This window comes from Streptomyces sp. NPDC021212 (genome assembly GCF_044332925.1).
Classification (GTDB): Bacteria; Actinomycetota; Actinomycetes; order Streptomycetales; family Streptomycetaceae; genus Streptomyces.
In genome coordinates this window covers 470,659-495,835 of the sequence record NZ_JBIRPZ010000003.1, presented here as the reverse complement: position 1 = coordinate 495,835, position 25,177 = coordinate 470,659, and the positions used below count along the sequence as shown (strand labels likewise).

At 71.0% G+C, this 25,177-nt stretch carries 22 protein-coding genes and 1 pseudogene; 8 read left to right on the top strand and 15 right to left on the bottom strand.

All coding sequences use genetic code 11. The annotated features are described in order from the left end of the window. The first annotated feature begins 42 nt into the window (after positions 1-42). On the top strand, positions 43-711 hold the full coding sequence (locus ACH4SI_RS10500; RefSeq protein ID WP_398294838.1) for a lytic polysaccharide monooxygenase: 669 nt from the start codon (positions 43-45) through the stop codon (positions 709-711). Positions 712-813: 102 nt separating this feature from the next. Next, positions 814-1,671: a hypothetical protein gene (locus ACH4SI_RS10495; protein WP_398294836.1), complete on the top strand. Its 858-nt coding sequence runs from the start codon at positions 814-816 to the stop codon at positions 1,669-1,671. An 18-nt stretch (positions 1,672-1,689) separates the two neighbouring features. Here ACH4SI_RS10495 and ACH4SI_RS10490 read toward each other — a convergent pair whose 3' ends face one another. The 4 genes from ACH4SI_RS10490 to ACH4SI_RS10475 all read right to left on the bottom strand — a co-directional run bounded on the left by ACH4SI_RS10490 (position 1,690) and on the right by ACH4SI_RS10475 (position 6,334). After that, positions 1,690-4,767: an AAA domain-containing protein gene (locus ACH4SI_RS10490; RefSeq protein WP_398294834.1), complete on the bottom strand. Its 3,078-nt coding sequence runs from the start codon at positions 4,765-4,767 to the stop codon at positions 1,690-1,692. Between the two features lie 135 nt (positions 4,768-4,902). After that, positions 4,903-5,373 (bottom strand): hypothetical protein, encoded by a 471-nt coding sequence (locus tag ACH4SI_RS10485; protein WP_398294832.1) that lies wholly within the window; start codon positions 5,371-5,373, stop codon positions 4,903-4,905. A 59-nt stretch (positions 5,374-5,432) separates the two neighbouring features. Then, a complete protein-coding gene (locus tag ACH4SI_RS10480; protein WP_398294830.1) occupies positions 5,433-5,816 on the bottom strand; it encodes a DUF427 domain-containing protein in 384 nt (127 codons plus the stop codon). Between the two features lie 47 nt (positions 5,817-5,863). Continuing rightward, positions 5,864-6,334, bottom strand: coding sequence for a MarR family winged helix-turn-helix transcriptional regulator (locus ACH4SI_RS10475; protein ID WP_398295230.1), 471 nt, complete (start codon positions 6,332-6,334; stop codon positions 5,864-5,866). A gap of 149 nt (positions 6,335-6,483) precedes the next feature. Here ACH4SI_RS10475 and ACH4SI_RS10470 point away from each other — a divergent pair, with 149 nt between their 5' ends. After that, complete coding sequence (locus ACH4SI_RS10470; protein ID WP_398294828.1) at positions 6,484-8,775, top strand: MFS transporter; 2,292 nt, start codon at positions 6,484-6,486, stop codon at positions 8,773-8,775. 87 nt (positions 8,776-8,862) lie between these two features. Here ACH4SI_RS10470 and ACH4SI_RS10465 read toward each other — a convergent pair whose 3' ends face one another. From ACH4SI_RS10465 to ACH4SI_RS10445, 5 genes and pseudogenes are all read right to left on the bottom strand, one after another. Then, positions 8,863-9,093, bottom strand: coding sequence for a hypothetical protein (locus ACH4SI_RS10465; RefSeq protein WP_398294826.1), 231 nt, complete (start codon positions 9,091-9,093; stop codon positions 8,863-8,865). A gap of 52 nt (positions 9,094-9,145) precedes the next feature. Further along, positions 9,146-10,363, bottom strand: coding sequence for an MFS transporter (locus ACH4SI_RS10460; RefSeq protein ID WP_398294824.1), 1,218 nt, complete (start codon positions 10,361-10,363; stop codon positions 9,146-9,148). A 44-nt stretch (positions 10,364-10,407) separates the two neighbouring features. Then, positions 10,408-11,605: pseudogene (locus tag ACH4SI_RS10455) on the bottom strand (RNA-guided endonuclease InsQ/TnpB family protein). 21 nt (positions 11,606-11,626) lie between these two features. Beyond that, on the bottom strand, positions 11,627-12,154 hold the full coding sequence (locus ACH4SI_RS10450; RefSeq protein WP_398294821.1) for a GNAT family N-acetyltransferase: 528 nt from the start codon (positions 12,152-12,154) through the stop codon (positions 11,627-11,629). A gap of 296 nt (positions 12,155-12,450) precedes the next feature. Further along, the gene (locus ACH4SI_RS10445) at positions 12,451-13,296 is read right to left on the bottom strand and encodes an isocitrate lyase/phosphoenolpyruvate mutase family protein (RefSeq protein ID WP_398294819.1); all 846 of its coding nucleotides are present in this window, start codon (positions 13,294-13,296) and stop codon (positions 12,451-12,453) included. Between the two features lie 89 nt (positions 13,297-13,385). Between ACH4SI_RS10445 and ACH4SI_RS10440 the strand changes: the two genes are divergently transcribed. Next, positions 13,386-13,925: a hypothetical protein gene (locus ACH4SI_RS10440; protein ID WP_398294817.1), complete on the top strand. Its 540-nt coding sequence runs from the start codon at positions 13,386-13,388 to the stop codon at positions 13,923-13,925. Positions 13,926-13,931: 6 nt separating this feature from the next. Here ACH4SI_RS10440 and ACH4SI_RS10435 read toward each other — a convergent pair whose 3' ends face one another. Continuing rightward, positions 13,932-15,041 carry a ferritin-like domain-containing protein gene (locus ACH4SI_RS10435; RefSeq protein ID WP_398294815.1) on the bottom strand — a complete coding sequence of 370 codons (1,110 nt, stop codon included), beginning with the start codon at positions 15,039-15,041 and terminating at the stop codon, positions 13,932-13,934. A gap of 105 nt (positions 15,042-15,146) precedes the next feature. Between ACH4SI_RS10435 and ACH4SI_RS10430 the strand changes: the two genes are divergently transcribed. The 4 genes from ACH4SI_RS10430 (at position 15,147) to ACH4SI_RS10415 (ending at position 18,793) form a co-directional block, all read left to right on the top strand. Then, the gene (locus tag ACH4SI_RS10430; RefSeq protein WP_398294813.1) at positions 15,147-16,073 is read left to right on the top strand and encodes a diiron oxygenase; all 927 of its coding nucleotides are present in this window, start codon (positions 15,147-15,149) and stop codon (positions 16,071-16,073) included. Positions 16,074-16,132: 59 nt separating this feature from the next. Then, entirely contained in the window at positions 16,133-16,924 is a 792-nt protein-coding gene (locus ACH4SI_RS10425; protein WP_398294811.1) for a TetR/AcrR family transcriptional regulator, read from the top strand. 28 nt (positions 16,925-16,952) lie between these two features. Next, on the top strand, positions 16,953-17,219 hold the full coding sequence (locus ACH4SI_RS10420; RefSeq protein ID WP_398294809.1) for a hypothetical protein: 267 nt from the start codon (positions 16,953-16,955) through the stop codon (positions 17,217-17,219). A gap of 245 nt (positions 17,220-17,464) precedes the next feature. Next, positions 17,465-18,793 (top strand): C40 family peptidase, encoded by a 1,329-nt coding sequence (locus ACH4SI_RS10415; protein ID WP_398294807.1) that lies wholly within the window; start codon positions 17,465-17,467, stop codon positions 18,791-18,793. Between the two features lie 5 nt (positions 18,794-18,798). Here ACH4SI_RS10415 and ACH4SI_RS10410 read toward each other — a convergent pair whose 3' ends face one another. The 5 genes from ACH4SI_RS10410 to ACH4SI_RS10390 form a co-directional block, all read right to left on the bottom strand. After that, positions 18,799-20,046: a styrene monooxygenase/indole monooxygenase family protein gene (locus tag ACH4SI_RS10410; protein WP_398294805.1), complete on the bottom strand. Its 1,248-nt coding sequence runs from the start codon at positions 20,044-20,046 to the stop codon at positions 18,799-18,801. Between the two features lie 76 nt (positions 20,047-20,122). After that, positions 20,123-20,764, bottom strand: coding sequence for a GTP-binding protein (locus ACH4SI_RS10405; RefSeq protein WP_398294803.1), 642 nt, complete (start codon positions 20,762-20,764; stop codon positions 20,123-20,125). A 4-nt stretch (positions 20,765-20,768) separates the two neighbouring features. Beyond that, positions 20,769-21,173 (bottom strand): DUF742 domain-containing protein, encoded by a 405-nt coding sequence (locus ACH4SI_RS10400; protein WP_398294801.1) that lies wholly within the window; start codon positions 21,171-21,173, stop codon positions 20,769-20,771. Then, complete coding sequence (locus ACH4SI_RS10395) at positions 21,170-21,655, bottom strand: roadblock/LC7 domain-containing protein (protein WP_398294799.1); 486 nt, start codon at positions 21,653-21,655, stop codon at positions 21,170-21,172. The genes ACH4SI_RS10400 and ACH4SI_RS10395 overlap by 4 nt, the downstream gene beginning before the upstream one ends. After that, positions 21,652-24,999, bottom strand: a complete 3,348-nt coding sequence (locus ACH4SI_RS10390) for a nitrate- and nitrite sensing domain-containing protein (RefSeq protein ID WP_398294797.1) — start codon at positions 24,997-24,999, stop codon at positions 21,652-21,654. Before ACH4SI_RS10390 ends, ACH4SI_RS10395 begins: the two co-directional genes overlap by 4 nt. Between the last annotated feature and the right edge of the window lie 178 nt (positions 25,000-25,177).

Genomic DNA, 25,177 nt, shown 5'->3' with positions numbered 1-25,177 from the left:
TATCTCTTCCACTCCCCCACAACGATGGAGGACGAGCGCGCAATGTTTTGTCATGAACGCGGCAATTCTTTACGTTGGGCCTCTCGTGCCCTCGGGTTGCTGGCAGCGATACTGCTCGGCCTGATCCCCTGGTCGGGCACCGCCAGCGCGCACGGATCGGTCATCGACCCCGCCTCCCGCAACTACGGCTGCTGGCTGCGCTGGGCCAGCGACTTCCAGAACCCGGAGATGGCGCAGAAAGACCCCATGTGCTGGCAGGCCTGGCAGGACAACCCGAACGCCATGTGGAACTGGAACGGGCTCTACCGCAACGGCTCCGCCGGCAACTTCCCGGCCACTGTGCCGGACGGGCAGCTGTGCAGTGGCGGGCACACCGAGCGCGGACGCTACAACTCCCTCGACACCCCGGGCGCCTGGAAGACCACGAACATCGGTAAGAACTTCACGGTGAAGCTGTACGACCAGGCCAGCCACGGAGCGGACTACTTCAAGGTCTACGTGACCCGGCAGGGGTACGACCCCACCACCCAGCCGCTGAAGTGGAGCGACCTGCAACTGGTCACCACGACGGGTAAGTACGGCCCCAGCCAGAACTACTCGATCGACGTCAGCACCTCCGGCTACACCGGCCGCCACGTCGTCTACACGATCTGGCAGGCCTCGCACATGGACCAGACGTACTTCCTGTGCAGCGACGTCAACTTCTCCTGAGTCACCTCCGTCTCCCCCGCCGGATGTCTCGCGTCTGGCGGGGGTCTCGTTCGGCGCTTCCGGGGCACTCGGTATCCCCAGCCGTTGAAGGGAGTTGGAGAGATGGCTCACTTAGCCAGCGGGATACGGGCGGGCGCGATCGGTGCCGTGGGACTTCTCGTGTGCGGTGTGCTGACCTCGTGCGGGGGCAACGGTGACGGAGAGAGCGAGGCCGGGAAGTCCTCGTCGTCGGCGAGTGGCGGCGCCGGAGGCACGACGGCGGTCCGTACCGCGTACGCCAAGACCGCCGAGGAGGAGACGGCGCGAATGACCCTCCGGACAGAGACGTCGGCCGCGGGAAAGTCGGCTGTCGCGGAGGGGAAAGGCGTCATCGACCTTGAAGATGGCGACAGCGCCATGGCCATCAAGGCCGGAGGGCAGAAGGTCGAGCAGCGCGTCGTCGACCAGGTCGTCTACCAGAAGCTTCCCGCTAAGCAGCGGGCGCAGGTTCCCGGCGACAAGCCGTGGATCAAGATCGACCTGAAAAAGGCGGCCGCCGAGCAGAACAGCGGCAGCAGCAACCAGATAAACGACCCTGCGCAGTCCGCGTCGTTCGGCAAGGGCATCACCGACCGGAACACGGAGAAGGTCGGCACGGCCAAGGTCGACGGGGTGAAGACCACGCGCTACCGGGTCACGGTCGACATCGACAAGCTCTCCGACTCCGCTGCGCTGAAGCGCCAGGTCGGTCCCACCGTCCCGATGGACGTCTGGCTGGACGACCAGGGCCGCATCCGCCGCCAGCAGGTCACCATGAACATCAAGCCCACAGACCGGGCGGACAAGTCCGCCGTCCCGGAGAAGATGACGGTCCGCACGCTGATCGAGTTCTCCGACTTCGGCACCGAGGTCGACGCGGACGCCCCACCGGCGGGGCAGACCACCGACGTGACGGGCAAGCTACCCGGCCAGCGGAGCTGACCGGGGGCTCGTGCCGCCTCAGCCCTCGCCGGGCAACCACCGACTGGCCTGATGGCGGCTGACGCGTGCCGCGTCGACGTACCAGAGGCGCTTCCAACCGTCCCATCGCGCCCGGAGCAGTTTCTTCGCCTCGTCCTTCTCCTCAAAGGGAACCTGGAGATAGAGCCGTCCGTCGACGACATCACCCGGGGAGACGCCATCGCGCGACGGTTTCGAAGACTCCTCCGTTCCGCGCCCGCGACCGCTGCCGCCGCTTGGTGCTGTGCGCGGGTTCCAGGCGGCGCGGTCCTTACGGGCCTGTTCGATGACACGGCTGACCCGCTCGCACGCCGCGGGGTCCGTGAACCGCATCATCAGGTCGGTCGGCCCTGTGTTGGCGAGGAGGTTGAGCGACCCATGCCAGAGCACCGCGCCGTCGAGGATGAGGACCTTCTCGTGCATACGCTCCCGGAAGTCCACTTCACAGCCGACCGATCGAAGCTGGTCGATCCTCTGCTGGTGGCGCGTGACCCCGGCGTCGTCGCGCTGCTCCTCGGCGGCCCGGGTGTAGACGATGACCTTGACGCCGTCGGCGGCCCGCCGACCCAGCAGGGCGGACCACTTGCGGACCGGTTGCGGGTCGAGGAACGGACAGTACAGCTCGATGCTGGTGGTCGCCCGCTCGATGTCCCATGTGACCGCCTCGTAGACCTCGTCCGCCGGGAAGAAGGCGGGCCTCGCCAGCTCTTCCTCGGAGAGGGATGAGAGCTGGGCGGCGTCCCGGGTGGGCACGAGCTGATCCGCGGACATCAGCTGCGCGTGGGCTTCCAGGTGGTCGAGCATGGACCGGGCCTCGCTGTGCGGGGCGAGGTGCCGTCGCAGATGGTCGACATCGGCCACCACGATCAGATGGTCCTGGGCCCGGCTGAGCCCGACGTTGAGCAGTCGGCATGTACTGGAGGACAGGCCGGTGCCCTGGTAGAAGAAGCCAGGGTTCTTGCCCGCCCCGACAGCCGTGTCGAAGACGACGATCGGGCGCTGGCTTCCCTGAAACCGGTGAATGGTATCGACGAGACCGTCGTAGTCCTCACCGAATCGGTAGGTGAGGCTGCTCTTCAGCGCCTTGACTTGTGCCTTGTAAGGGGTGATGACCCCCAGCCGGTCGGTCGCGCGCTCTCCGGGCGGGACGTCCTCCCACTTCCGGCCCGGAAGCACGCCCTCGTACTGAAGCCCGCGGACCAGTTCATGGACAACGGCCTCGTTCACCGTATTGGCCTTGTGGTCGGGCCCGGGAATGCGGTGCTTGGAGGTGTCGATCAGAATGACCGGCGCGTCGACCAGTCCGTTGAACGGGATGCGGCTACGGCTGTCACGCCCGGTGGAAAGCGGGGCATCCGGGTAGGCAACGGCATTGACGACATCACAGATCGGCTCGCGCATACGGTACTGCGTATCCAGAGCGACGAGCCGGGAGTCCTGACGGACCGACCCGGAATCGCCCACCAGGCCGGCCGCGTGAAAGGGGTCGCGGGATGCCCATTCCCGGGAGTGCGCACGCTCCTGCTCTGTCGCCTTCTGGTCGTTCTCGCCCTTGGTGACGGCGGGCAATTGCCGAAAGTCGCCGGCGACGACGACGCGTTTCCCGGCGAGTCCGGCGGCGAGCCAAGCGGACGGAAGGTTGACCATGCCCGCTTCGTCCATGACGACGACATCCACACGGTCCAGCAACTTCCGTGACTGGACGGCTTTTGCGACGGTGGCGCCCATCACACGGCACCGGGACCGCACCGTGTCATGAATCTTCCTGCGCTGCTGGTCGAGGTCGTCAACCTGCTTCTGCAGGGCTTCCGCTTGCCGCGCGAGCAGCGGACGTGCAGCCACGCCCGTCAGTCTGGCGCGTGCACCGGCCGTGCGCCCGGTCAGTTCGCCGATATCCGCGGCGGCCTGCGCCGCGTCGCGCTCCGCGTCCGCGATCTGCATCCGCGCGCCCTGGGAGGTGTTCTCGGCTGCTGCGAGGTCAGCACGCAAGGAGGCGAGTTGTGCTTCCTTCCGCTTCGCGAAGAACCCGCTGGGGGTGCCCAGCTGGCCGATCTTGAGGCGAAGCTCCGCGGCATCGCCTTCGGCGCGCCGCCCGGCCTCCTCAGCGCCCTCCTTCACCGTCGTCGCCGCGGAACGGGCCGCACGCGCCGAGGCAAGCGCCTGTTCCAACGACGCCAGCTCGTCATGCAGCGCGATGGCTGCGCGGGTGCTCTTCAACGCCTCCGTCGCCTGGGTGAGGCTTTCGTCGAGCTGGGCCGAGATCCGAGCGCTGATCCGGTCGGGATCGACGAATTCGCCGTATCGGTCGCGCAGGGACGGCACTTCGATATCCCCGGCGCGTTGAACAAGTCCCTCCGCGAAGCCTTCTTCCGCCTTGAGGAGGTCACACATCCGCTCCAGCGCCTGGTCGACGGCGACCTTCGTCGGCGCAAGGAACAAGACGTTGTGCCCTTGCCGGAAGCAGCCCTCGACGATATGGCCGACGACATCCGTCTTCCCCGTACCGGGTGGTCCCCAGAGGAAGAGGATCTGGCTGGCGAGGGCCTGTTCGATGGCAAGCCGCTGCCGGGAATTCAGCCTCAGCCCCTGCCAGTCGGACACCCAGCGCCCTGGATCGGTGTCCCTGGCGACGACGGGTTCGCCGCGTCCGACGATCCAGTCGGCGCTCTCGACCCGGACAGGGCTGTCGCCCTGTCCCACCGACTCCAGTCGCTCGGCCATCAGTACCAGACCGGCCGTATCGTCCTGCCGGATCTGGACGTGGGAAATGGATTTCCCCAGATCCTCAGTGGCGATCAGCCTGACCTTCCCGTCGGGCATACGGGACGCTTCCGCCGTCGCCCAAAGCCCACGGGAGCGCGAGGCGCGCACAAGCACGGGTACGCCTTCGAGAGACTGATTCCACTTCTTGCAGACGAAAATATATTCGAACCGCCCCGCGGAAGAAGAGGCAAGCCGACCGCCGGAGAGCGCTACTTTCTGCCCGTCCTGGCCATCACCGCGCCGCTCAGCCTGTATTTCCGCACGAACCGCCGCCAACAACTGCGCTACCGGATACGGCTGCTTGCCCTCCGCCATGCACGGCCCCCATGACTCCCACTTCAGTGCATTGTTTGCACATGCGATACAAGCATCTTTGAGTCACGTTTCAAAAGCACGCGGACGGCATAGCGGGCCAAACACGGCGGTTCTGTGTGATTCAAGCGCGGGGATCTATTCGCCGGGAGGCCGTGGGCACAGGAGGTCCGGGGCCGAGGGGTTTGGGGAGCAGGTCACTACCGCCAGGGAGAGGAAGGACGTGCGGCCTGCGTAGAAGCCCAGGGAGACGTCACCGCCTTGGGTGAGGCGTTCGGCGGCTGTGGCTACCAGGCGGGACAGGCGGGCGGCGTCGGCTTCCTGGCGGGAGTGGAAGCCGGGGGCGTGTTCGGTGAGCTGTTGGCCCAGCCAGGTGGCGGCGTCCTTGGGTTCTTGGAAGGTGGCGCGGATGAGGTTGGGGGTTTTGAGGAGCCAGTACGCCGTTTCCATGGGGGGCAGCTCGGAGCGGCGGAAGGTGTCGAGGGCGGTGCGGTAGTGCTCCTCGTCCTCCGCCGTGACCGGGGGCAGGGGGCGGTCGGGGAGGCGGCGCAGGGTTTCGCGGTCGAACAGCTCCTTCTCGCCCAGCCAGGAGTACGCGTGGAGGTGCACGCGTCAGCCGTTCCCCCTGGGGGGTGGAGGGGAAGGCCACTGTTGGGGTGATGGGGGTTTTAGGAGACTTCGATCTTGGCTGTCTTGTCGTAGAAGGCCAGGTGGTTCTTGATTTCGGCTACGGCGTCGATCGGCTGCGGGTACGCCCATACGACGTCGGGGTGCAGTTCGGCGCCGCTGTCCTTGCCGATGTACGTCCAGTACGCCGCCTCACCCTTGAAGGGGCAGGTCGTGCGGGTGTCGGTCGGCTCGAACAGGGTCAGGTCCACGTCCTCCGGCGGGAGGTAGTAGCGCACGGGCAGGCCGGTCTCGTGCAGCAGCAGCGGGCGGTCCGTCTCGGCGACTACCTGGCCGTCGATGGTGACCTTCACGTGCTGCGTGCCGCGCACTACCTCCACGCGGTGGCCCTCGCCTGAGCCGGTGTGGGGGTGGGGGGTCGACATGGGGTGTTCCTCCTTGGGTTCGTTCGGCGGAGGGGTTCGTGTTTGCGTCAACGCTTGGCCTCGGGCGCTGATTCCGGGGATTCCTCGCGGGGCCACGGGCGGCCGTCCTGGGCTTCCACCTCCCGGTTGAAGCGGGTCAGGACCTCGCCGAAGCGGGAGAGATCGTCTGGTGTCCAGTCTTCTAGGAGGCGGGCCAGGCTGCTGCGGCGGCGGTCGCGTTCGGCGGTGAGGGCTTCGGTGCCCCGGGCGGTGACTTGGAGCTTGCGGGCGAGGCCGCCGTCGGGGTCGGGGATGCGCTCGACCAGGCCGCCGCGCAGCAGGGCGCCGGTCTGGCGGTTGACGGTCGAGACGTCGAGCTGGAACGCGTCGGCGAGCTGGCCGATCGACATCGCGCCCTCCGCGTCCAGGCGGGAGAGGACCAGGTAGGCCGAGCGGTCCAGGCGGTCGGTCGGGCAGGGGTCACCGGCGGGCGCCTTGCGGTCCCGCGGCGTCAGGACGTGGCACCTGGCCACCAGCATCAGCTCGCGTTCCAGCAGTTCCAGCCGCTCCAGCACGCTTCCTCCTCGTCGCCCCCGCTCCATGAAACAGAAGTGTGCACGATACACAGCATGTGTAGGATGCACATCTCCCACTCATCCCTGTTGTACCGCTTGGAGGCCGCATCCGCATGGCCCAGTCAGCCCCACCCCGCGTCGAGGAAACCCTGAGCGACGCGCCGCCCGGCCCGTCGCTTCCGCAGCGCGAGGTCGGTGGCGGTTTCGTGGCGGTGCTCGCGTTCTGCGGCATCGCCGTATCGGTGATGCAGACGCTGGTCGTCCCGCTCGTGAGCGAGTTGCCGCAGCTGCTGCACACCACCAGCTCGAACGCGTCCTGGGTGGTCACCGCGACCCTGCTCGCCGGGGCCGTCTCCACTCCCGTCATGGGGCGGCTCGGGGACATGTTCGGCAAGCGCCGGATGCTGATGGTCGCGCTGACGCTGCTCGTCGTCGGCTCGCTGACCTGCGCCGCCACCTCCGAGCTGGTGGTGATGGTGGTCGGCCGGGCCATCCAGGGCGGGGCGATGGGCGCCATTCCGCTCGGCATCAGCATCATGCGGGACGAGCTGCCGCCGCAGCGGCTGGGCTCGGCGATGGCCCTGATGAGTTCCTCGCTCGGCATCGGCGGTGCGCTGGGGCTGCCGGCCGCCGCGTTCGTCGCGCAGCACACCAGCTGGCACGTGCTGTTCTACGGGGCCGCCGGGCTGGGCGCGATAGCGATGGCGCTGGTGCTCGCGGTCGTACCGGAGTCCTCCGTACGCACCCCCAGCCGCTTCGACCTGGTCGGCGCGGTCGGGCTGACGGCCGGGCTCGTCTGTCTGCTGCTGCCCATCACCAAGGGCGGCGACTGGGGCTGGGCGAGCGGCACGACGCTCGGGCTGTTCGGCGCCGCCGCGGTGATCCTGGTCCTGTGGGGCCTCTTCGAGCTGCGCACCGCCGAACCGCTGGTCGACCTGCGGACCACGGCCCGCCGCCAGGTGCTGCTGACCAACCTCGCCTCGATCATGGTCGGCTTCTCGTTCTACGCGATGTCGCTGATCCTGCCGCAGCTGCTCCAGCTGCCGGAGGCCACCGGCTACGGGCTCGGCCAGTCGATGGTCATGGCGGGGCTGTACTTCGCGCCGATGGGCGTGGCGATGATGCTGGTCTCGCCGCTGTCCGCGCGCATCAACGCCTCCCGCGGCCCCAAGACCTCGCTGATCAGCGGCATCATCGTGATTGGTGCGACGTACGGCGCGGGCCTGGTGATGATCGACCACATCTGGCAGATCGTGGTGCTGTCCACCGCGCTCGGCATCGGCATCGGCATCGCGTACTCGGCCATGCCGACCCTGATCGTCAGCGCCGTACCGGCCCGTGAGACGGGCGCGGCGAACGGTCTGAACACCCTGATGCGGTCCATCGGCATGTCCACCTCCAGCGCGGTGGTGGGGGTGATCCTCGCCCACCAGACGACGGGCTTCGGCAGGGTCACGCTGCCGAGCAAGGACGGCTTCCAGATGTCGTTCATGGTGGCGTGCGCGGCCTCGGTCGTCGGGCTGCTGATCGCCTTCTGTCTGCCGGCTCAGCGGCGTTCCGTTTCGGGGAGGCCCTCGTCTGCGCCTGCGACCACTCCGAAGACCGAGCCCGTCGCCGAGAAGGAGGACGTGGCTCCCGCCCTCGCCGGCAGCGTCATCCACGGCCGGGTCCTCGCCTCCGACGGCACCCCGCTGGCCGACGCCGCCGTCACCCTGATCGATACCGGCGGCCGCCAGCTCGGCCGTACGGTCAGCGGACGCGACGGCGGCTACACCGTGGCCGCGCCCGGCAGCGGGAGCGTCGTCCTCATCGGCTCGGCCCCCGGCCATCGGCCGCAGGCCGCCACGCTGCTGGTGGCGGACGTTCCAGTCGTCTGCGATCTACGGCTGGCCGGGGGCGGCGGGCTGACCGGGTCCGTGCGGGCCGAGGGCGGCGGGCCGCTGGCCGGGGCCACCGCCACCGCGACCGGCGCGGACGGCGAGGTGGCGGGCTCGGCGACGTCCGACGAGAAGGGCGAGTTCGCGCTTCCGGAACTGGCCTCCGGCGCGTACACGCTGACGCTCAGCGCCGACGGGCACCGTCCGCATGCCACCCAGGTCGAGCTGACCGCCGGTGAGCCGTTGCGGGTCGACGTATCGCTGCAGCCCGCGGCCCACGTGCGGGGCACCGTACGTGACCAGGGCGGACGGCCGCTGGAGGACGCCCGCGTGGCGCTGCTAGACGCCTCCGGCGATGTCGTCGGGCAGTCCCTCACGGGCGAGGACGGGGCCTTCGGTTTCGAGGGCCTGACCGGTGAGCACTACACGGTGGTGGCGAGCGGTTACGCACCGTCCACCCGGCCCGTCACGGTCGGCGGCGATGCGCGCGATGCCCGGGACGTGGACTTCATGCTCAGCCACGGCTGAGCCGGAGCGAACAGCCAGGGCCGCCCAGCCTCGTGCTGGGCGGCCCTGAGCACAACACACATAAGCCCCCGGCGGTGCCGGTCCCGCTCACTCCTCGGGCAGGCTCTCCCACGCCTCGCCCTTGCGGAACAGCTCGTATCCCTCCGTGTCCGCGATCGACTCGGCCTCCGCGCGGCTGCGCACGGAGATCTCGTACGTGTGGCTGTCGACCGTCGCGTGGACACCCTTGCCGTCGGTGATCGTCTCGATCGAGTGCGTCTCGTAGATGACGCGCCCCGGCTCGGTCTTGCTCCAGACCACGTGCATGCTCACTGCCATCGGATCACTCCCGAAGACGAGCCCCCTGGTTTCAGGGTCTCACGGCACGCGGCTACCGCCTTCCGAAGATCGCCACATGCGCCAGGGCCAGGACCGCGAGCGCTCCGCCGAACCACATCACGCCGACGAGCGCGATGCCGTCCGCCGCCCGGCCGCCGAGCAGCGCGCCCAGCGAAATCGCGATGTTGAAGACGCCGACGAACAGCGCCGAGGCCGCCTCCCGTGCCTCCGGCGCCGCGTGCAGCACCCAGGTCTGGGAGGTCACCGACACCCCGCCGTACGCCAGCCCCCACAGCACCAGCAGCGTGACCGCCCCGCCGAGGGTGCCGCCCGCTACGGGTACGAGCAGGACGGCGGTGGCGAGCGCGGTGAAGATGACCATGAGGGTGCGGCGCGGGTCGCGGTGGGCGGTGGCACCCGCCAGGAAGTTCCCGGCGATGCCCGCCACGCCGTACGCCAGCAGCAGGGTGCTGATCAGCCCCGTCCGTACGCCCGAGACGTCCTCCAGCACCGGGCGGACGTAGGTGTACGCGCCGAAGTGGCCGGTGACCAGCAGCAGCGTGGTGATCAGCGCGACCCGCAGCCGGGCGTTGCGGAACAGCCCCGGCACCTCGCGCAGCCGGATGGTCTCGGTCGCGGGCAGCGGCGGCAGGGTGACGGCGAGGGCCGCGGCGGTCGCCAGCGCCAGCGCGCCCATCCCGGCGAACGCGGCGCGCCAGAGGACCAGGTCGCCGATGAGCGTCCCGACCGGTACGCCCAGGACGGACGCGACGGCGATTCCGCTGAAGATGAGTGAGGTCGCGTGACCTGCGGACTTCTCCGGTACGAGCCGTACGGCGAGCCCCGCGGCCAGGGTCCACACCCCGCCGATGCACACCCCGACCAGCACGCGGGCCAGCAGCAGCACGCCGAAGCCGGGGGCGAGGGCCGAGGCCAGGTTGGCCGCCGCGAGGAGCACCATCAGGCCACACAGCACCAGCCGCCGGTCGAGGCGGCCGACGGTGACGGTCAGCAGGGGGGCCGCGACCGCGGCGACCAGGCCGGGCACGGTCATGGCCAGTCCCGCCGTACCGGGCGAGACCCGCAGCGCCGATCCGATCGAGGTGAGCAGGCCGACGGGGAGCATCTCGGTGGTGACGACGGAGAAGGTGCCGAACGCCACGGCGACGACGGCGAGCCAGGCTCTGAGCGGCGAGTGCGCGGGGGCGGCTGACTCGGATGCGCCTGCCGGAGCGGTGAGTTCCGTGGTAGTGGGCGTGGAATTCAACATGACTCAATTGACTTGCTTCCCCTTCCTGAAGGGAAGGGGAAGCCCTACAGCTTGCGCTGTAGAGGTTTCTGCTTCATCGCCGACCGCCCGCCCGGAATTCTCCGTTGAGGTCTTACACCGGCTCCACAGACAGACACCGCCAGCCCGGCGGCCAGAAGGTTTTTCGCCGCGTTCACATCCCGGTCATGGGTCGTGCCGCAGCCTGCGCACATCCAGGTACGGACGTGCAAGGGCATCGTTTCAGCAAGGGTGCCACAGTCCGAACAGAGTTTGGAGGAGGGGAACCAGCGGTCCACCGCGATCACTTCACGGCCGTACCACTGGGCTTTGTACTCCAGCATCCTGCGGAACTCGCTCCACGCTGCGTCGGAAATGGCGCGGGCGAGTGCCCGGTTCTTCACCATGTTCCGAACAGCCAGATCCTCGATCACGACCACTTGGTTTTCGCGGACGAGTCGAGTGGTGAGCTTGTGCAGTACATCACGCCTGCGGTCAGCGATCCGGGCATGGATCCGGGCGATCTTACGTCGCGCCTTTGACCCGGTTCGCCCCGTCACCCCCGGCTTTGCGCGCCAGGCTCCGCTGGGCCTTCGCCAGACGGGAGCGGTCACGGCGCTCGTGCCGAGGGTTGGCGATCTTCTCTCCGGTAGACAGGGTAAGCAGATGGTCAAGGCCGGCATCCACACCGATTGCGGTGTCCAAAGTGGCAAGCGGCCTCACCACCGGGTCTTCGCACAGCAGGGAGACGAACCACCGGCCCGCGCTGTCCTGCGACACCGTCACCGTTGATGGCCTGGCTCCCTCGGGCAGAGGCCTCGACCACACGACGGCCAGCGGCTCAGCCATCTTGGCCAAGGTGAGATGACCATCCCGGAACCGGAAGGCGGACGTCGTGTACTCCGCGCTGCCGCACGTCTTCTTCTTCGACTTGAAACGCGGATACCTGGACCGTTTCGCGAAGAAGTTGGTGAACGCTGCCTGGAGGTGCCGTAAGGCTTGCTGGAGGGGAACGGACGACACCTCGTTGACGTAGGCCAGTTCCTCGGTCTTCTTCCACGCCGTCAGCATCGCCGACGTCTGACCGTAGGTGACCCGCTCCTGACGCGCCCACGCCTACGTACGGGCAGCCAAGGCCATGTTGTAGACCTTCCGTACACACCCGAACGTCCGCGACAGCTCCACTGCCTGCGCGTCCGTTGGATAGAAGCGGTACTTGAACGCCCGCTTCACGGAAGTGGTCATAGCTCACATATTAATGCCTCATCATGTGACGTGCTTCGAGACCACCTCCCTGCGCATGCACACCCGTGGCCACCGGTCCAGCCCGTGCCCGGCCTCGCTGCGGCGGATCTGCCACAGCCCGGGGGTCAGCTCGTCCTCCGTCAGGGGCCGGAAGCCGCAACGGGCCGCGTAGTAGGGGGCGTTCCACGCCACGTCCACGAAGGTGGTCAGGGTCAGCGCGGGTACGCGGTCGGCGGCGGCCCGCGCGGCGACGTGTTCGATCAGCGCCCGGCCCACCCCGCGGCGGGCGCTGTCCGGGTGCACCGAGATCTGCTCGATGTGCGTGTTCCCGTCGACGGGGTCGGTGATCACGTAGGCCATGGCCCGGTCCGTGTCGTCCACCGCGACCCAGGCCCGCCCGGCGCGCTGGTAGCGCCCCAGCTCCGCCAGGGTCGGCGGCTCGTCGTCGGCGATCTCGTGCATCCCGATGTCCCGGAAGCACCGGCCTGCGGCGCGTTCTATGTCCTGGAGATGGGGAAGTTCCTCGATGGTGCTCGTTCGAATCCGCACACCACCATCATCCTCCGGATTCCACGGGCAAAGGTACGGACAAAGGGACAGGCAAAGGGGTGCCCTCCACCGCCGTGGAGAGCACCCTTTGGCCGTTCTTTCACACGACCGCCCCCGGCCCGGGCCATCCCCACATGACCTCGGCCGTTCCGGTGGCGGTGATCAAGAACCTAGCAAATCCCGTGTGAGGGGCCGGTGTTGGAGCGGTCACGGTCCCGCCACACGGCCGCGGGGCGCGGGGGATTTGCCCAGGCCGGGCCGGTGATCGGGGCGTTGGGGTACCGGCCAGGAGTGCATCAGCGGAGGCGGTCGCGGGCGAACAGCTCGTTCAGCTCGCCCTGCGGGATCTGGGACTCGGCGAACGTCAGCGTCCCCCGCTCCAGCAGTTCCCGGGCGCTGTCCCGTACGAAGCCCAGCGCGGCGCGTGCGATGCTGCCGCCGAGGCTGAGGCGGGCGACACCGGCGGAGCGGAGGGCGTCGGCGGTGAGGCTGGTGGCGCCGAGGCCCATCACCACATTGAGCGGGCCGTCGATCTCGGCCACCAGGGTGGTGATGCTCGCGAGGTCGTTGACGCCCGGTACGTAGAGGCAGTCCGCGCCCGCCTCCCGGTACCGGTTGGCGCGCCGGATCGCGTCGGCGAGCGCTACCGGGGAGCGCAGCATCAGGCCGTCGGTGCGGGCGGTGAGCACGAAGCCGGTGCCGTCGGCGTCCGCGGCCTCGCGGGCGGCGGCGATCCGGGCGACGGCCAGCCCCTCGTCGTACAGCCGCCCGTCCGTGAAGTCCTCGATGTTGCCGCCCGCGAGGCCCGCGCCGACGGCCAGCCGGACGGTCTCGGCGACCGCCTCGGGCTCCGCCCCGTACCCGTCCTCCAGGTCGCCGTTGACAGGCAGGTCCACGGCGTCGGTGATCTGGCGGACGCGGTCGAACATCTCGGCCCGGGAGACCGCCTTGCCGCCCTCCGGGATGGTGTGGTCGGGCCTGCCCAGCGAGAAGGCGATCCCGGCGCTGGTCGTCGCGAGCGCCTCGAACCCGGCCTCCGCCAGCACGATCGCGCTCCCGGCGTCCCAGGCGTTCGGCATCAGGAAGCCGGTGCGGCCCTCGTGGAGGCGGCGAAAGGCGGCGGCGTGGCGGCGGGTGGTCATGGTGCGGATCCTCTCCGTCGGGACGGCTCTCGCTCTCGGCCGAGGGAACCACACCGGACCGGCAACGCGTCGCAGCGATCATGAATGAGTTGCACGACTTGATCGACGACTACGAGTGCATATACCAGGGCTACTACCTGGGCGATGACGACGAGATCGACGCGGTGGTGACCGCGTGCGTGGACCGGCTCGAAGAGGCACGGGCCGCGCACGGCACCGGCTCCGCCGAGGTGGCCTTCCCGGCTCTCGGTCTGGTGCTGATGTACGGCCACGTGGAGTGGCGCGCGGCGCCCGAGGTGGCGGACCGGACCGCCGCCGCGCTGCGTGCCGTCGCGGCGGACGGGCACCGGGCGGCCTGTGACCACCCGGGGCACCCGAGCGACGCGGGCCTCGGCTTCGGGCCGCTGGGGGGCTTCCCCACGGTCCTGGAGCTGATCGGGGACCCGGCGAGCGAGGACGTGTCCTGGGACGAACTCACCTTGCGGTCCGCCGGGGTCGACGACTCCGGGGAACTCTCCCCCGCCGAGGTGGAATCCCGCTGGCGCTGCCCCCGCAGCATCGCCGGATTCGCGTCGGCGGCCGCGGAGGCCATCCGTCCGGCCCGGCCGGACCATCCGGTGGACGCCTGAGCCGCCTCAGTCCTCGGCCGCGCCCTGCGCGATGGCCTCCTCGACCTCGCCGGTCCGGGCGGCCTCCTCGGCGGCGAAGCGCTGGGCGTCCAGGCGCTGGGCGATCTCCTCGTCCTGGTTCATCAGCAGGTCCAGGTTGCTGTCGCCGAGTTCCAGGACGCCCATGTCGACGTAGGCGCGCTGGAGGCGTTCGCCCCACAGGCCGATGTCCTTCACGCACGGCACGATGCGGCTGAACAGCAGCTTGCGGAACATGTGGAGGTACGGGGAGCGCTCGGCGTACTCCTCCGCCTCGGCCTTCGGGATGCCCAGGTTCTCCAGGACCTCGACGCCGCGCAGCCGGTCGCGCATGAGGTAGCAGCCCTCGATGACGAACTCCTCGCGCTCGCGCAGCTCCGCGTCGGTCAGGTCGCTGTAGTAGTCGCGCAGCGCCATCCGGCCGAACGCCACGTGGCGGGCCTCGTCCTGCATGACGTACGCCAGGAGCTGCTGCGGCAGGGGCTTGTCCGTGGTGTCGCGGATGAGGCCGAAGGCGGCGAGGGCCAGGCCCTCGATGAGGACCTGCATGCCCAGGTAGGCCATGTCCCAGCGGGAGTCGCGGAGGGTGTCGCCGAGCAGCGCCTGGAGGTTGTCGTTGATCGGGTAGACCATCCCGACCTTCTCGTGCAGGAAGCGGCCGTACAGCTCGGCGTGGCGGGCCTCGTCCATGGTCTGGGTGGCGGAGTAGAACTTGGCGTCGAGGTCGGGCGCCGATTCGACGATGCGGGCGGCGCACACCATCGCGCCCTGTTCGCCGTGCAGGAACTGGCTGAACTGCCAGGAGGCGGCGTGGCGGCGCAGTTCGGCCCGCTCCCGCTCCGACATCCGGTCCCAGCGGGGCGTGCCGTAGAGGGCCAGGGCCTCGTCGGGGGTGCCGAGCGGGTCGTACGGGTCGACCTCCAGGTCCCAGTCGATCCGCTTGACCGCGTCCCACTGCTTGTCCTTGCCCTTCTGGTACAGGGCGAGCAGCCGCGCTCGGTGGTCGTCGTACTCCCAAGCGAACCGGGCGGCGCCGGAGGCGGGCACCTGCCAGTTCGGGTCGCCGGGGTCCATGGCGTAGAGCTCCTGCGTCGACACATCGTCTCCTTCGCCTCGCTGAGCCCGGGGGATTGACGGGCTTGCTGACACAGAGTCTCATAAGGGATGTCCAGCCGCGACCACTCCTCCGAGGTGTCTCCAGCCATGACGACCGCGACCGAACCAGCCGCGCCCCGGGACGCGCTCGGGCTCCTCAGGGACCGGGAAAAGGTGGCGGAGCGGCTGCTGCGGGCCTCCGCCCGGCACTCGTTCGACCCCGACACCGAGCTGGACTGGGACGCGCCGCACGAGCCGGACAAGTGGTTCTGGCCGCCGGAGCTGGTATCCCTCTACGACACCCCGATGTGGCGGCGGATGTCCGAGGAGCAGCGGATGCTGCTGTCACGGCACGAGGCGGCGGCGCTGGCCTCGCTCGGCATCTGGTTCGAGATCATCCTGATCCAGCTGCTCACCCGGCACATCTACGACAAGTCCCCGACCAGCGCCCACGTCCGCTACGCGCTCACCGAAATCGCCGACGAGTGCCGCCACTCCAAGATGTTCGCGCGGCTGATCGAAAAGGGCGGCACCCCCGCGTACCCGGTGTCCCGGCTCCACCAGAACCTGGGCCGGTTCTTCAAGACGTGCTCCACCACGCCCGGTTCGTTCACCGCCACCCTGCTCGGCGAGGAGGTGCTGGACTGGATGCAGCGGCTGACGTTCCCCGATGAGCGCGTCCAGCCACTGGTGCGCGGCGTGACCCGGATCCATGTGGTGGAGGAGGCACGCCATGTGCGGTACGCCCGCGAGGAGCTGCGCCGCCAGATGGTGCGGGCGTCGCGCTGGGAGAAGGAGCTGACCCGCGTCGGCTCGGGCGAGTTCGCCCGGCTCTTCTCGCTCGCCTTCGTCAACCCCCGGGTGTATACGGACGTCGGCCTCGACCGGCGGGCGGCCGTCGCCCAGGTGCGGGCGAGCGGCCACCGCCGCGAGGTGATGCGCGGCGGCGCCCGGAAGCTGACCGAATTCCTCGACGACGTCGGGGTCCTGCGCGGTGTGGGGCGCACATTGTGGCAGAGCAGCGGGCTGCTGTAGCGGCCTTCGGCAACGGGCCGACCCTCGGTATCCGTCCGAGGACCGTTACGCTGCCAGGCATGACGACGACCAGTGGCACCGCCCCGGCGGACGCGGACCGGGCGACCGCCGCGCCCCCGGCCACCGTGCGCCGCGGGGCGTACCGCAGGCTCAGCGTCGAGGCGCGGCGCGCCGAACTCATCACCGCCGCGCTCGGCCTGTTCGCCCACCACGCGCCCGAGGACGTGTCGCTGGACGACGTCGCCTCGGCCGCCGACGCCTCCCGTCCGCTCGTCTACCGCTACTTCCCCGGCGGCAAGCAGCAGTTGTACGAGGCGGCGCTGCGCAGCGCCGCCGACGAGCTGGAGGGGTGCTTCGAGGAGCCGCGGACCGGCCCGCTCAGCAGCCGGCTGGGCAACGTGCTGGACCGCTACCTCACCTTCGTGGACCAGCACGACGCGGGGTTCAGCGCGCTGCTGCACGGCGGCAGCGTGGCCGAGACCTCGCGGACGAGCGCCATCGTGGACGAGGTGCGGCGGGCCGCGGCCGAGCAGATCCTGCTGCATCTGGCGGTCGATGGGCCCGCCGAGGAACCCGGTGCCCGGCTGCGGATGATGGTGCGCACCTGGATCACGGCGGTCGAGGCGGCCTCGCTGATCTGGCTGGACGAGAACAAGCAACCGTCGGCCCGGGAGCTGCGGGACTGGCTGGTGGACCACTTCGTGGCGCTGCTGACCGCCACCGCGGCGACCGATCCGCAGGCGGCCCGGGTCATGCGGGCGGCGCTCGCCGCGGAGCCCGCGCAGGGCCCGGTGGGCGCGCTGGCGCGGCGCGTGGCGCCGGTGTTCGGCGCGGCGCGGCACCTGCTGTGATTCCCCGGACGCGGCGGAGGGTGGCCCGGTGAGGAGCGAGGAGACGCCGTTCGTCGGCGGGCCGCTGGACGGCCGGGTGCTGCCGGTGCTGGTCGGCGCCACGGGGCAGCCGCCGAAGACGTACGAGGTCCCGGTCCCGGACGAGGCCGGCGGACCGCCGACCGTGCACATCTACCGCCGCGTCCCGGCGGGCACGTCCCGGCGGCTGGGGCTGATCCGGGGATGGCGGTACGAGTACGACCCGGAGGGCCGGCCGGGCAGCGGACCGAAGTGGCCGTGGTCCAAGCCGGGCTGAACGTGCCGGGCTGACCGCGCCGGGCTGACTCTGCCCGGCCGACGCGCGCCCGGCCGAAGCATGCCCGGCCGAAGCGCGCCCGGCTGAACGGGCCCCAAGGCGGCTCCGGCGGCCGCGGCCGCCCTCCGCACGGGTGACCGTATTGGGCCGACTCGCCCATCATTCTCCGGAAGATACGACTGTCACGCCGCGCACCTGCTGAGGTGGTCGTCGGAGCCAGTTCCCGCAGCCGGAGGTGTGAGCCCGTGTCAGGACGGATCGTAGGCTCGGTCTGCGCGGCGGCGATCACCGCGACCGTCGCGCTCGTCCCGCCCGTCCCAGCGGCCACGGCCGCCCCCGCCCAGCCCTCCACCCGCCCCGCCGACCGGTCGGTCGCCGGGCTGCTCACCCAGCTCAAGACGCTGTACCGGAAGGCGGAGGAGGCGACCGAGGCGTACAACGCGACCGAGGAGAAGCTGCGCAAGCAGCGGTCGAAGACCCGGAAGCTGACCTACGACCTCGCCCGCAGCCGCACCCACCTGGCCGCGAGCCGGGACGACGCGGGGCGGCTGGCCCGCCAGCAGTACCAGGGCCACACCCAGCTCTCCACGTACACCTTCCTGCTGACGCTGCTCACCCCGCATCCGGAGGACGCCGCCGACCAGGCGCGCGAGCTGGACCGGGCGGCGGTCCGGGAGGCCGCCGTCGTGGAGCGGCTGATCAAGGGCGAGCGGCACGCCGACGCCCTCGCCACCCGGGCCCGGTCCGCCCTGGACAAGCAGCTGTCGCTGAGCGCGAAGAAGAAGAAACAGCGCGACAAGGTCAAGAAGCGGCTGAAGAAGATCGAGAAGAAGCTCGCCTCGCTGACCGCCCGCCAGATCACCCAGGTGGCGGAGAAGGAGCGCGAGGAGACCGAGAAGCGCCAGCGCAAGCTCATCGCCTCCGGGGCGCTGGGTGGTGCCCGCCGGGCCCAGAGCGCCGCCCCGCCGCCCCTCCCGGGCCCCGGCCAGGACCAGGGCGCGGGCACGGGCGGCGGCCAGGACACCGGCAGTGGCGGCGGCCAAGGCAACGGCAGTGGCGGCGGCCAAGGCAACGGGCAGGGCAGCGGTCAGGGCAACGGGCAGGGCTCGGGCTCCGCTCAGACCCCCAGCTCCCCGGCCGGGGGCGGGGGCGGCGGCGCGGCCACCACCCCCCAGGTGCCGAAGACCCCCGGGCGTCAGCCGATGGCCTCGGCGTCGGCCGGGCAGCGGGCGCTGCGGTGGGCGCTCAACCAGATCGGCAAACCGTACGTATGGGGCGCCGAGGGGCCGAACTCCTTCGACTGCTCGGGGCTGACCTCCCAGGCGTGGGCGCACGCCGGCCGGGTCATTCCGCGCACCAGCCAGGAACAGTGGCGCCGGCTGCCGAGGATCTCGCTCAGCCAGATCCGCCCCGGCGACCTGGTCATCTACAACAAGGGCGCGAGCCATGTGGCGATCTACGCGGGCGGCGGCCAGGTGGTGCAGGCGCCCCGGCCCGGCACCACGGTCCGGCTCTCGCCGCTCGCGTCCAATCCGATCCAGGGCGTGGTCCGTCCGGGCCCGGCCCGGGGCTAGGCCCCCTAGGACTCCAGGGTGGCCAGGTAGGCCGCCGTCTTCTCCGGCTCGTAGAAGAAGTGCTCGAAGTCGGACGGGTCGTCGAAGCCATTGGCGATCCGGTCGGCCACCGGGGGCAGGCCGCCCGCCGCGCCGAGCAGTTCCACGATGTGGTCGGGCGGCGGGGCGAGCATCGCGTTGGTCCACTTGGTGACGTGCCGGGCGGTCGCCCAGTAGCGGTCGAAGGTGTCCCGCATCCACGCGGCGTCGAACGGCCGGTCGCCGTGGGCGACGATGCTGTCCAGGTAGGAGGCGGCGCACTTGGCGGCCGAGTTGGAGCCCTGGCCGGTGATCGGGTCGTTGGCGACCACGACGTCGGCGACGCCGAGCACCAGGCCGCCGCCGGGCAGTTCGCCGACCGGGTTGCGTACGGTCGGGGCGTACCGCCCGGCGAGCGTGCCGCCCGCGTCGGTCAGCTCGACCCTGGTGGCCCGCGCGTACTCCCAGGGGGTGAACCGCTCCATCAGCTCCAGCGTGGTGGCCAGGTGCTCGGAGGGGTCGGTGACGCCCTGGAAGACATCGGCCGGACCGCCCGGGACGCCCTCCCAGAAGAGGATGTCGGCGCGCCCGCTGCCGGTGAGGGTCGGCATGACGAACAGCTCGCCGACGCCGGGGACCAGATTGCAGCGCACCGCGTCGAAGTCGGGGTGCTCGGGGCGCGGGCCGAGGCCGTGCACATAGCTGACGGCCAGCGCGCGCTGCGGGGTGTCGTACGGGGAGCGGGCGGCGTCGCGGCCGAAGAGCGAGACCAGTTCGCCCTTGCCCGCCGCCACCAGCACCAGATCGTAGTTCTGGGTGAAGAAGTCCAGGTCGGAGACGGCCACCCCATGGATGACCAGTTGGCCGCCGCGCTGTTCGAACAGCTCCATCCAGCCCGCCATCTTGAGCCGCTGGTCGACGGACTGGGCGTACCCGTCGAGCCGTCCGACCCAGTCGATGGCGCGGGCGTGGGGGCCCTCGGGCGTCGGGGGTCCGGCGACGGACACGCCCAGGCCCTCGATGCGCGGCGCCTGCTCCTCCCAGAAGTTGAGCTTCAGGTCGCGCTCGTGCTGGAGCGCGGTGTGGAACATGCACTGCGTGGACATGACGCGTCCGGAGCGGATCTCGTCAGCCGTGCGGTTGGCCATCAGGGTGACCTCGTACCCCTCGGCCTGGAGGCCGAGGGCGAGTTGGAGACCTGACTGTCCGGCTCCGACGATGAGTATTTTCCGCATGACTGTGGCTCTCTCTCAGGCTCAGGACAGGAAGAGGAACGGGGCATTCCATTCCCCGAGCGGAGCCGAGGTTAGTTCACTCGGGTGAAACGTCAACGGCGTGGCCCACCAGGGCGAGCAGCGCGTCCACCACGGTGACCCGCTGCCGCGCGTCCATGGTCACCACCGGCACCTCGGGCTTGACGGAGAGCGCGTCCCGGACGTCCTCGGGGCCGTAGAGCGGGGTCCCCTCGAAGTGGTTGACCGCCACCACATACGGCAGGCCGAGACTTTCGAAGTAGTCCAGCGCCGGGAAGCTGTCCTCCAGCCGCCGGGTGTCGGCCATCACGACCGCCCCGATCGCCCCGCGCATCAGGTCGTCCCACATGAACCAGAACCGCTGCTGGCCCGGGGTGCCGAAGAGGTAGAGCACCAGATCGGATTCGAGCGTGATCCGCCCGAAGTCCATCGCGACGGTCGTGGTGAGCTTCTCGGGCGTCGCGCCGAGGTCGTCCACGTCCTCGCCGGCCTGCGTCATCAGGGCCTCGGTCTGGAGCGGGGTGATCTCCGAGACCGATCCCACGAACGTCGTCTTCCCGACGCCGAAGCCCCCCGCTATCACTATCTTGGTGGCGATCGGCGCCCGCGAGCGGTCCGTCTGCCAGCTTTGAAGCCGTTCTTCGGCGCCGGGTATACCGGCGCCGGGTATCTCCGACACATGCGGCGGCGTCACCGTCATCGTCTCAGAGTCTGCGAAGTCCAACGAGCACCCTTTCGAGCAACGCGCGATCCGGCTGTCCGGGGCCCCGCCCGGTGCCGTACACACGGATCTTTCCCTGGTCGGCGAGGTCGCTGAGCAGGACGCGCACCACGCCCAGCGGAATCTTGAGCATCGCGGAGACCTCCGCGACCGAGCGCATCCTGCGGCACAGCTCGATGATGGCCCGTATCTCCGGGGGCATCCGCGCCCCCGGGGCGGCGTTCGGTAACGGATCCAGCGGCCCGTCCACCGGCCCGTCAGCGGGCTCCAGCGATGCCACGAACGTCTCCACCAACAGCACGTGCCCCGAGCGGGTGCGGCCGCCGGTGAGCGAATACGGGCGCACCCGGGCCGGCCTGCGAGCGGCCCGGCCGGACCCTGCCGTCACTGCGCCGACTCCAGCGACCTCCGTAGTTCGGAACGCAGCTCGGGGGTGAGCACATGGCCGGCCCGGCCCACGAACAGCGCCATGTGGTACGCGACGACGGACATGTCGCAGTCCGGGGTGGCGTGCACGCCCAGCAGCGAACCGTCGCTGATCGACATGACGAAGAGACTGCCCTCGTCCATCGCCACGACCGTCTGCTTGACGCCGCCACCGTCCATCAGCTTCGCCGCGCCGAGCGTCAGACTGCCCAGCCCCGACACGATCGTCGCGAGGTCCGCGGTGGAGCCCTTCGGGCCGTCCTGGACCGTCGGGCCCGCGGGGGCGGCGGTGTGCCGCGCGTCGGAGGACAGCAGCATCAGCCCGTCGGACGAGACGACGGCCACCGAGCGGACGCCCGGCACCTCCTCGACCAGGCTCGACAGCAGCCAGTGCAGATTACGGGCCTGGGAACTCAACCCGTAGGTACTACTGGGCGCATTCACCCGCGTGCCTCCTCAACCGTGCCGCCCCCGTCCTGCGCCCCCGTTTGCGCCGTGCCCCACGGCCCGGCCGTGCCCTGCTGTTCTGCCGTGCCCTGCTGTTCCGTGCCCTGCTGTCCGGCCGCGCCGCGTGCGGCGATCTCGGCCTCCGCGTCCCGGTGGCCGTCCCGCGCACCGCGCTGAAACCCGCCCAGCCTACGCCGCAATTCCTCCGCGTTCACCGACCCCGTGCGCTCCTGCGGGTCGGGGTCGCGGCGGGCCACGTTCCGCGGTGTCCGCTTGGGAAGTCCCCTGCCGGTGCGGGGCACTTCGCCGGTCGGCTCCGGGGCGTGGGAGTGCTGGTCCGGGCCGATCGCGTACGGGTTGCCGGGCTCTTCCGCCGACCGCTCCGGCTGCTCCGCGGGACCCGCCGGGCCCCAGGCGTCCGCCCCGGCGGGCCGGACGGCGCGGCTGTCGAACGGCTGCTCGGCGCCGGGCACGGTCAGTTCCATCGTGCGCTCGGCGACGGGCGGGGCGGGCTCGTCGGTCTCGTCGTCGGCCCGGGGAGTCTTCGGGGTGCGCTTCGGCAGGACCGGCAGCTCCTCCCCCGTGCCGGGGGCCGGATGCCCGCGCGGCGGGGTCGGCTCGATGACGTACGGATCCTCGTCCGCGCCGCCCGCCCACGCCTCGCCGGGGGCCGCCCACGACACCGCCTCGGGGCCCGCGTCCCGCGCGGCGGGTGCGTCGGGTGCCGGGTCCGGCTCCTCGGCTCCGGCCACCGGCGCGGTGGGCGCCCACGCGCCCCCGGTCGCGCCCCACGGCGGCGCGTCCGCGTCCGTGGCGGACGACGCCTCGGGGGCCAATCCGCCGTCCATGGGCTCCGGACGGCGCTGGCCCGGTACGCCGTAACCGCCGCCGAGCGGCGGCGCGGCCGCGTCGCCGGGCACCCCGGCGTCGCCCGGCTCGTCCGCCCTGGACGTGGCCGACTCCCACCCCGCACCGCCGGAATCCGCAGCCCCCGGCCCCGGATTGCCGCCGAGGGGCCGGGTCGCCACGTCATCGAGCGCGTCCGCGCCCTCGGCGGAGGGCTCGCCGGGCCCGGGCTCCGTACGGTCCGCATCGCCGAAGTCCGCCGCGGCGGCCGCCGGACGGCGTCGGCCCGGCACGCCCGGCGCATCCGGACCGCCCCGGCCCTCCGTCTCGGCGGCACCGGCGGCGGCCCGGGCCCCCGGGCGGTCGTGGGACGGGAGGGCGTTGCCGTTGGCCTCGGCCGCGGCGCCCGGGAAGGCAGCCAGGCCGGTGCCGCCCGCGGCCGCCGGCGGGGCGGGCGGGAGTCCGGCGCCGGGCGGGCCCGTCGGGAGGATCCGGGTGGGCAGCACCACGACGGCGGCCACCCCGCCCGGCTGCTGCTCGCGCAGCGACACCCGTACGCCGTGCCGTGCGGCGAGCCGGGTCACCACGTACAGGCCGAGCCCCAGCGGATCGTCCGGCTGCGGGCCCTGGCAGTACTCGGGGACCGGGTCGGCGAGCCGTTCGTTCAGCTCCGCGAGGCGCTCGGGCGTCATGCCGATGCCCTCGTCCTGGACGGAGAGCATGACCTCGCCGCTCTCCAGCAGCCAGCCGGACACCTGTACCGCGACATCCGGCGGCGAGAACGCCGTGGCGTTCTCCAGCAGTTCGGCGATCAGATGGCTGATGCTGTCGGCCGCGAACCCGGCGACCTGGGCGTGCGGCGGCAGCGACTGGATGTGCACCCGGTCGTACCGCTCGACCTCGCTGATCGAGGCGCGCAGCACGTCCAGCAGCGGCACCGGCCCTGGATGGTTCGCCTGGTGCTCGGAGCCCGCGACGATCAGCAGGTTCTCGCCGTAGCGACGCATGCCGGTGGCGAGGTGGTCGAGCTGGAAGAGCGTTTCGAGCCGGTCCGGGTCCTGCTCCTGCTCCTCCATGGACTCGATGATCGCCAGCTGGCGCTCGATCAGCCCGAGGCTGCGCAGCGCCAGGTTGACGAAGCTGCTGTGGACCCGGGCGCGCAGCCCCTCCAGCCGGGTGGCGACCGCGTCCCGTTCGGCGCGCAGCTCGGCCGCCTCGTCGGCCAGTTGCCGCCGCTCATCGGCCAGCCGAACGCGTTCACCGTCGAGCCGGGTCAGGCTCTCGCTCTGGCGCAGCGCGGCCTGGTGGAGTGCGTTGACGGCCCGTACGGCGTCGGCGAACTCGTCGTTGCGGCCCTTGAAGGCGATCGGCTCCTCGGCGGCCGGGTCGGCGGCGACCCGGCGGGCGCCGAGCCGCAGCGCCGCCAGCGGACGGGTCATCGAGCGGGCGCTGTGGATGCTGGTGCCGAGGGCGAGCAGCAGACAGGCACCGGCCAGGGCGATGCTCACCTCAAGGGCGCTGACGTCGTCGTCGCGCAGCTGCCCGAGGCGGGTGATCTCGGCGGAGGCGAGCGCGGACTCGGCCCCGCGCATCCGGTCGATGCGGGCGGTCAGGGCCGCTTCGAGGCGGCTCGTGCCGACGGACAGCTCCTGGCCGGAGAGCCGGGGCTGATCGGTGAGCCGGGCGAGGTAGCGCTCGGCGGTGGTGACCTCGGTGCCGTTGACCGTGCGGTCGTAGGCGTCGCGCGCGGAGGCCGGAGCGAGCTGGTGGAAGTCGGCGAGCGCGGACTGCTCGCGCACCTGGGTGCGCTGGGCGGCCGCGGCCAGCCGGGACCGGCCGTCGCGGTCGGCGAACGCGGCGAGCAGCAGCCCGCGGGTGGCGGACGCCTCCTCCACTGCGCGGCCGAGCGGGGCGAGCGCGGGGGCCGGGCCGGTGTCGGCGTCGGCCGGGAGCTTGCGGGCGAGGGTGTCGGCGACCCGGTTCAGCGCCTGGACGGCCTCGGTGTACGCGTCGAAGACATCGAGCGAGGAGCCCTTGCCGGTCAGTGCCTGCTGACGGATCTCGGGAAGGGTGCCCAATAACGCGGCGAGGGCGACCGGGACCTGGCCGCGCACCTCCGCGACCTGCCGGTCGACGCGGGCGCGCTGCTCCTCGGAGACACCGCCCCCGGCCGTGGTGGTGCGGCCCGCGGCGACGAACGCGGTCATGGCGTCGCGTTCGTCGGCGAGGGAGTGCGCGAGGGCCACCGTGCCGCGGTTGGCCTCGGCGAGGTCGACCAGCTTCTGCGCCTCGGTGGCGTCGTCGAGGGCGCTGAGCACGGCGGGGGCGCCGGCGGCGAGGACGGCGACGGAGACGAGGGCGACGGACGCGGTCAGCCGGTTGCGCACCCGCGCGGTGCGCCCCCGCGGCGGCTGTGGGGCCGGGGCCTGCTCGTGCTGATCGCGGGGCTCACTGATGTGCTCGCGCTTGGTGCCCCGAAGCCGCTTCTTCCGCACCGGTGCTCACCATCTTTTCTCGCCCGACCGCTGTGGTTCCAGACCGCTGTGGTTCCAGAGGTGACGACGGATCGACATTGCCTTTCCCCACCCCCGGTGGGGATTCCGACCCTTGCAGGGACGGCTCCGGAGCGGGTACGCATCACCCCATCGGCCCACCCGAACGAGTGAACCGCAT

Bases quoted from the DNA above. Each gene is read 5' to 3' on its own strand.
- ACH4SI_RS10460 (WP_398294824.1), bottom strand. From the start codon at position 10,363: ATGTTGAATTCCACGCCCACTACCACGGAACTCACCGCTCCGGCAGGC.
- ACH4SI_RS10480 (WP_398294830.1), bottom strand. From the start codon at position 5,816: ATGTCGACCCCCCACCCCCACACCGGCTCAGGCGAGGGCCACCGCGTG.
- ACH4SI_RS10465 (WP_398294826.1), bottom strand. From the start codon at position 9,093: ATGGCAGTGAGCATGCACGTGGTCTGGAGCAAGACCGAGCCGGGGCGC.
- ACH4SI_RS10430 (WP_398294813.1), top strand. From the start codon at position 15,147: ATGACGACCGCGACCGAACCAGCCGCGCCCCGGGACGCGCTCGGGCTC.
- ACH4SI_RS10490 (WP_398294834.1), bottom strand. From the start codon at position 4,767: ATGGCGGAGGGCAAGCAGCCGTATCCGGTAGCGCAGTTGTTGGCGGCG.
- ACH4SI_RS10500 (WP_398294838.1), top strand. From the start codon at position 43: ATGTTTTGTCATGAACGCGGCAATTCTTTACGTTGGGCCTCTCGTGCC.
- ACH4SI_RS10470 (WP_398294828.1), top strand. From the start codon at position 6,484: ATGGCCCAGTCAGCCCCACCCCGCGTCGAGGAAACCCTGAGCGACGCG.
- ACH4SI_RS10475 (WP_398295230.1), bottom strand. From the start codon at position 6,334: ATGCTGGTGGCCAGGTGCCACGTCCTGACGCCGCGGGACCGCAAGGCG.
- ACH4SI_RS10410 (WP_398294805.1), bottom strand. From the start codon at position 20,046: ATGCGGAAAATACTCATCGTCGGAGCCGGACAGTCAGGTCTCCAACTC.
- ACH4SI_RS10405 (WP_398294803.1), bottom strand. From the start codon at position 20,764: ATGACGGTGACGCCGCCGCATGTGTCGGAGATACCCGGCGCCGGTATA.
- ACH4SI_RS10425 (WP_398294811.1), top strand. From the start codon at position 16,133: ATGACGACGACCAGTGGCACCGCCCCGGCGGACGCGGACCGGGCGACC.
- ACH4SI_RS10445 (WP_398294819.1), bottom strand. From the start codon at position 13,296: ATGACCACCCGCCGCCACGCCGCCGCCTTTCGCCGCCTCCACGAGGGC.
- ACH4SI_RS10495 (WP_398294836.1), top strand. From the start codon at position 814: ATGGCTCACTTAGCCAGCGGGATACGGGCGGGCGCGATCGGTGCCGTG.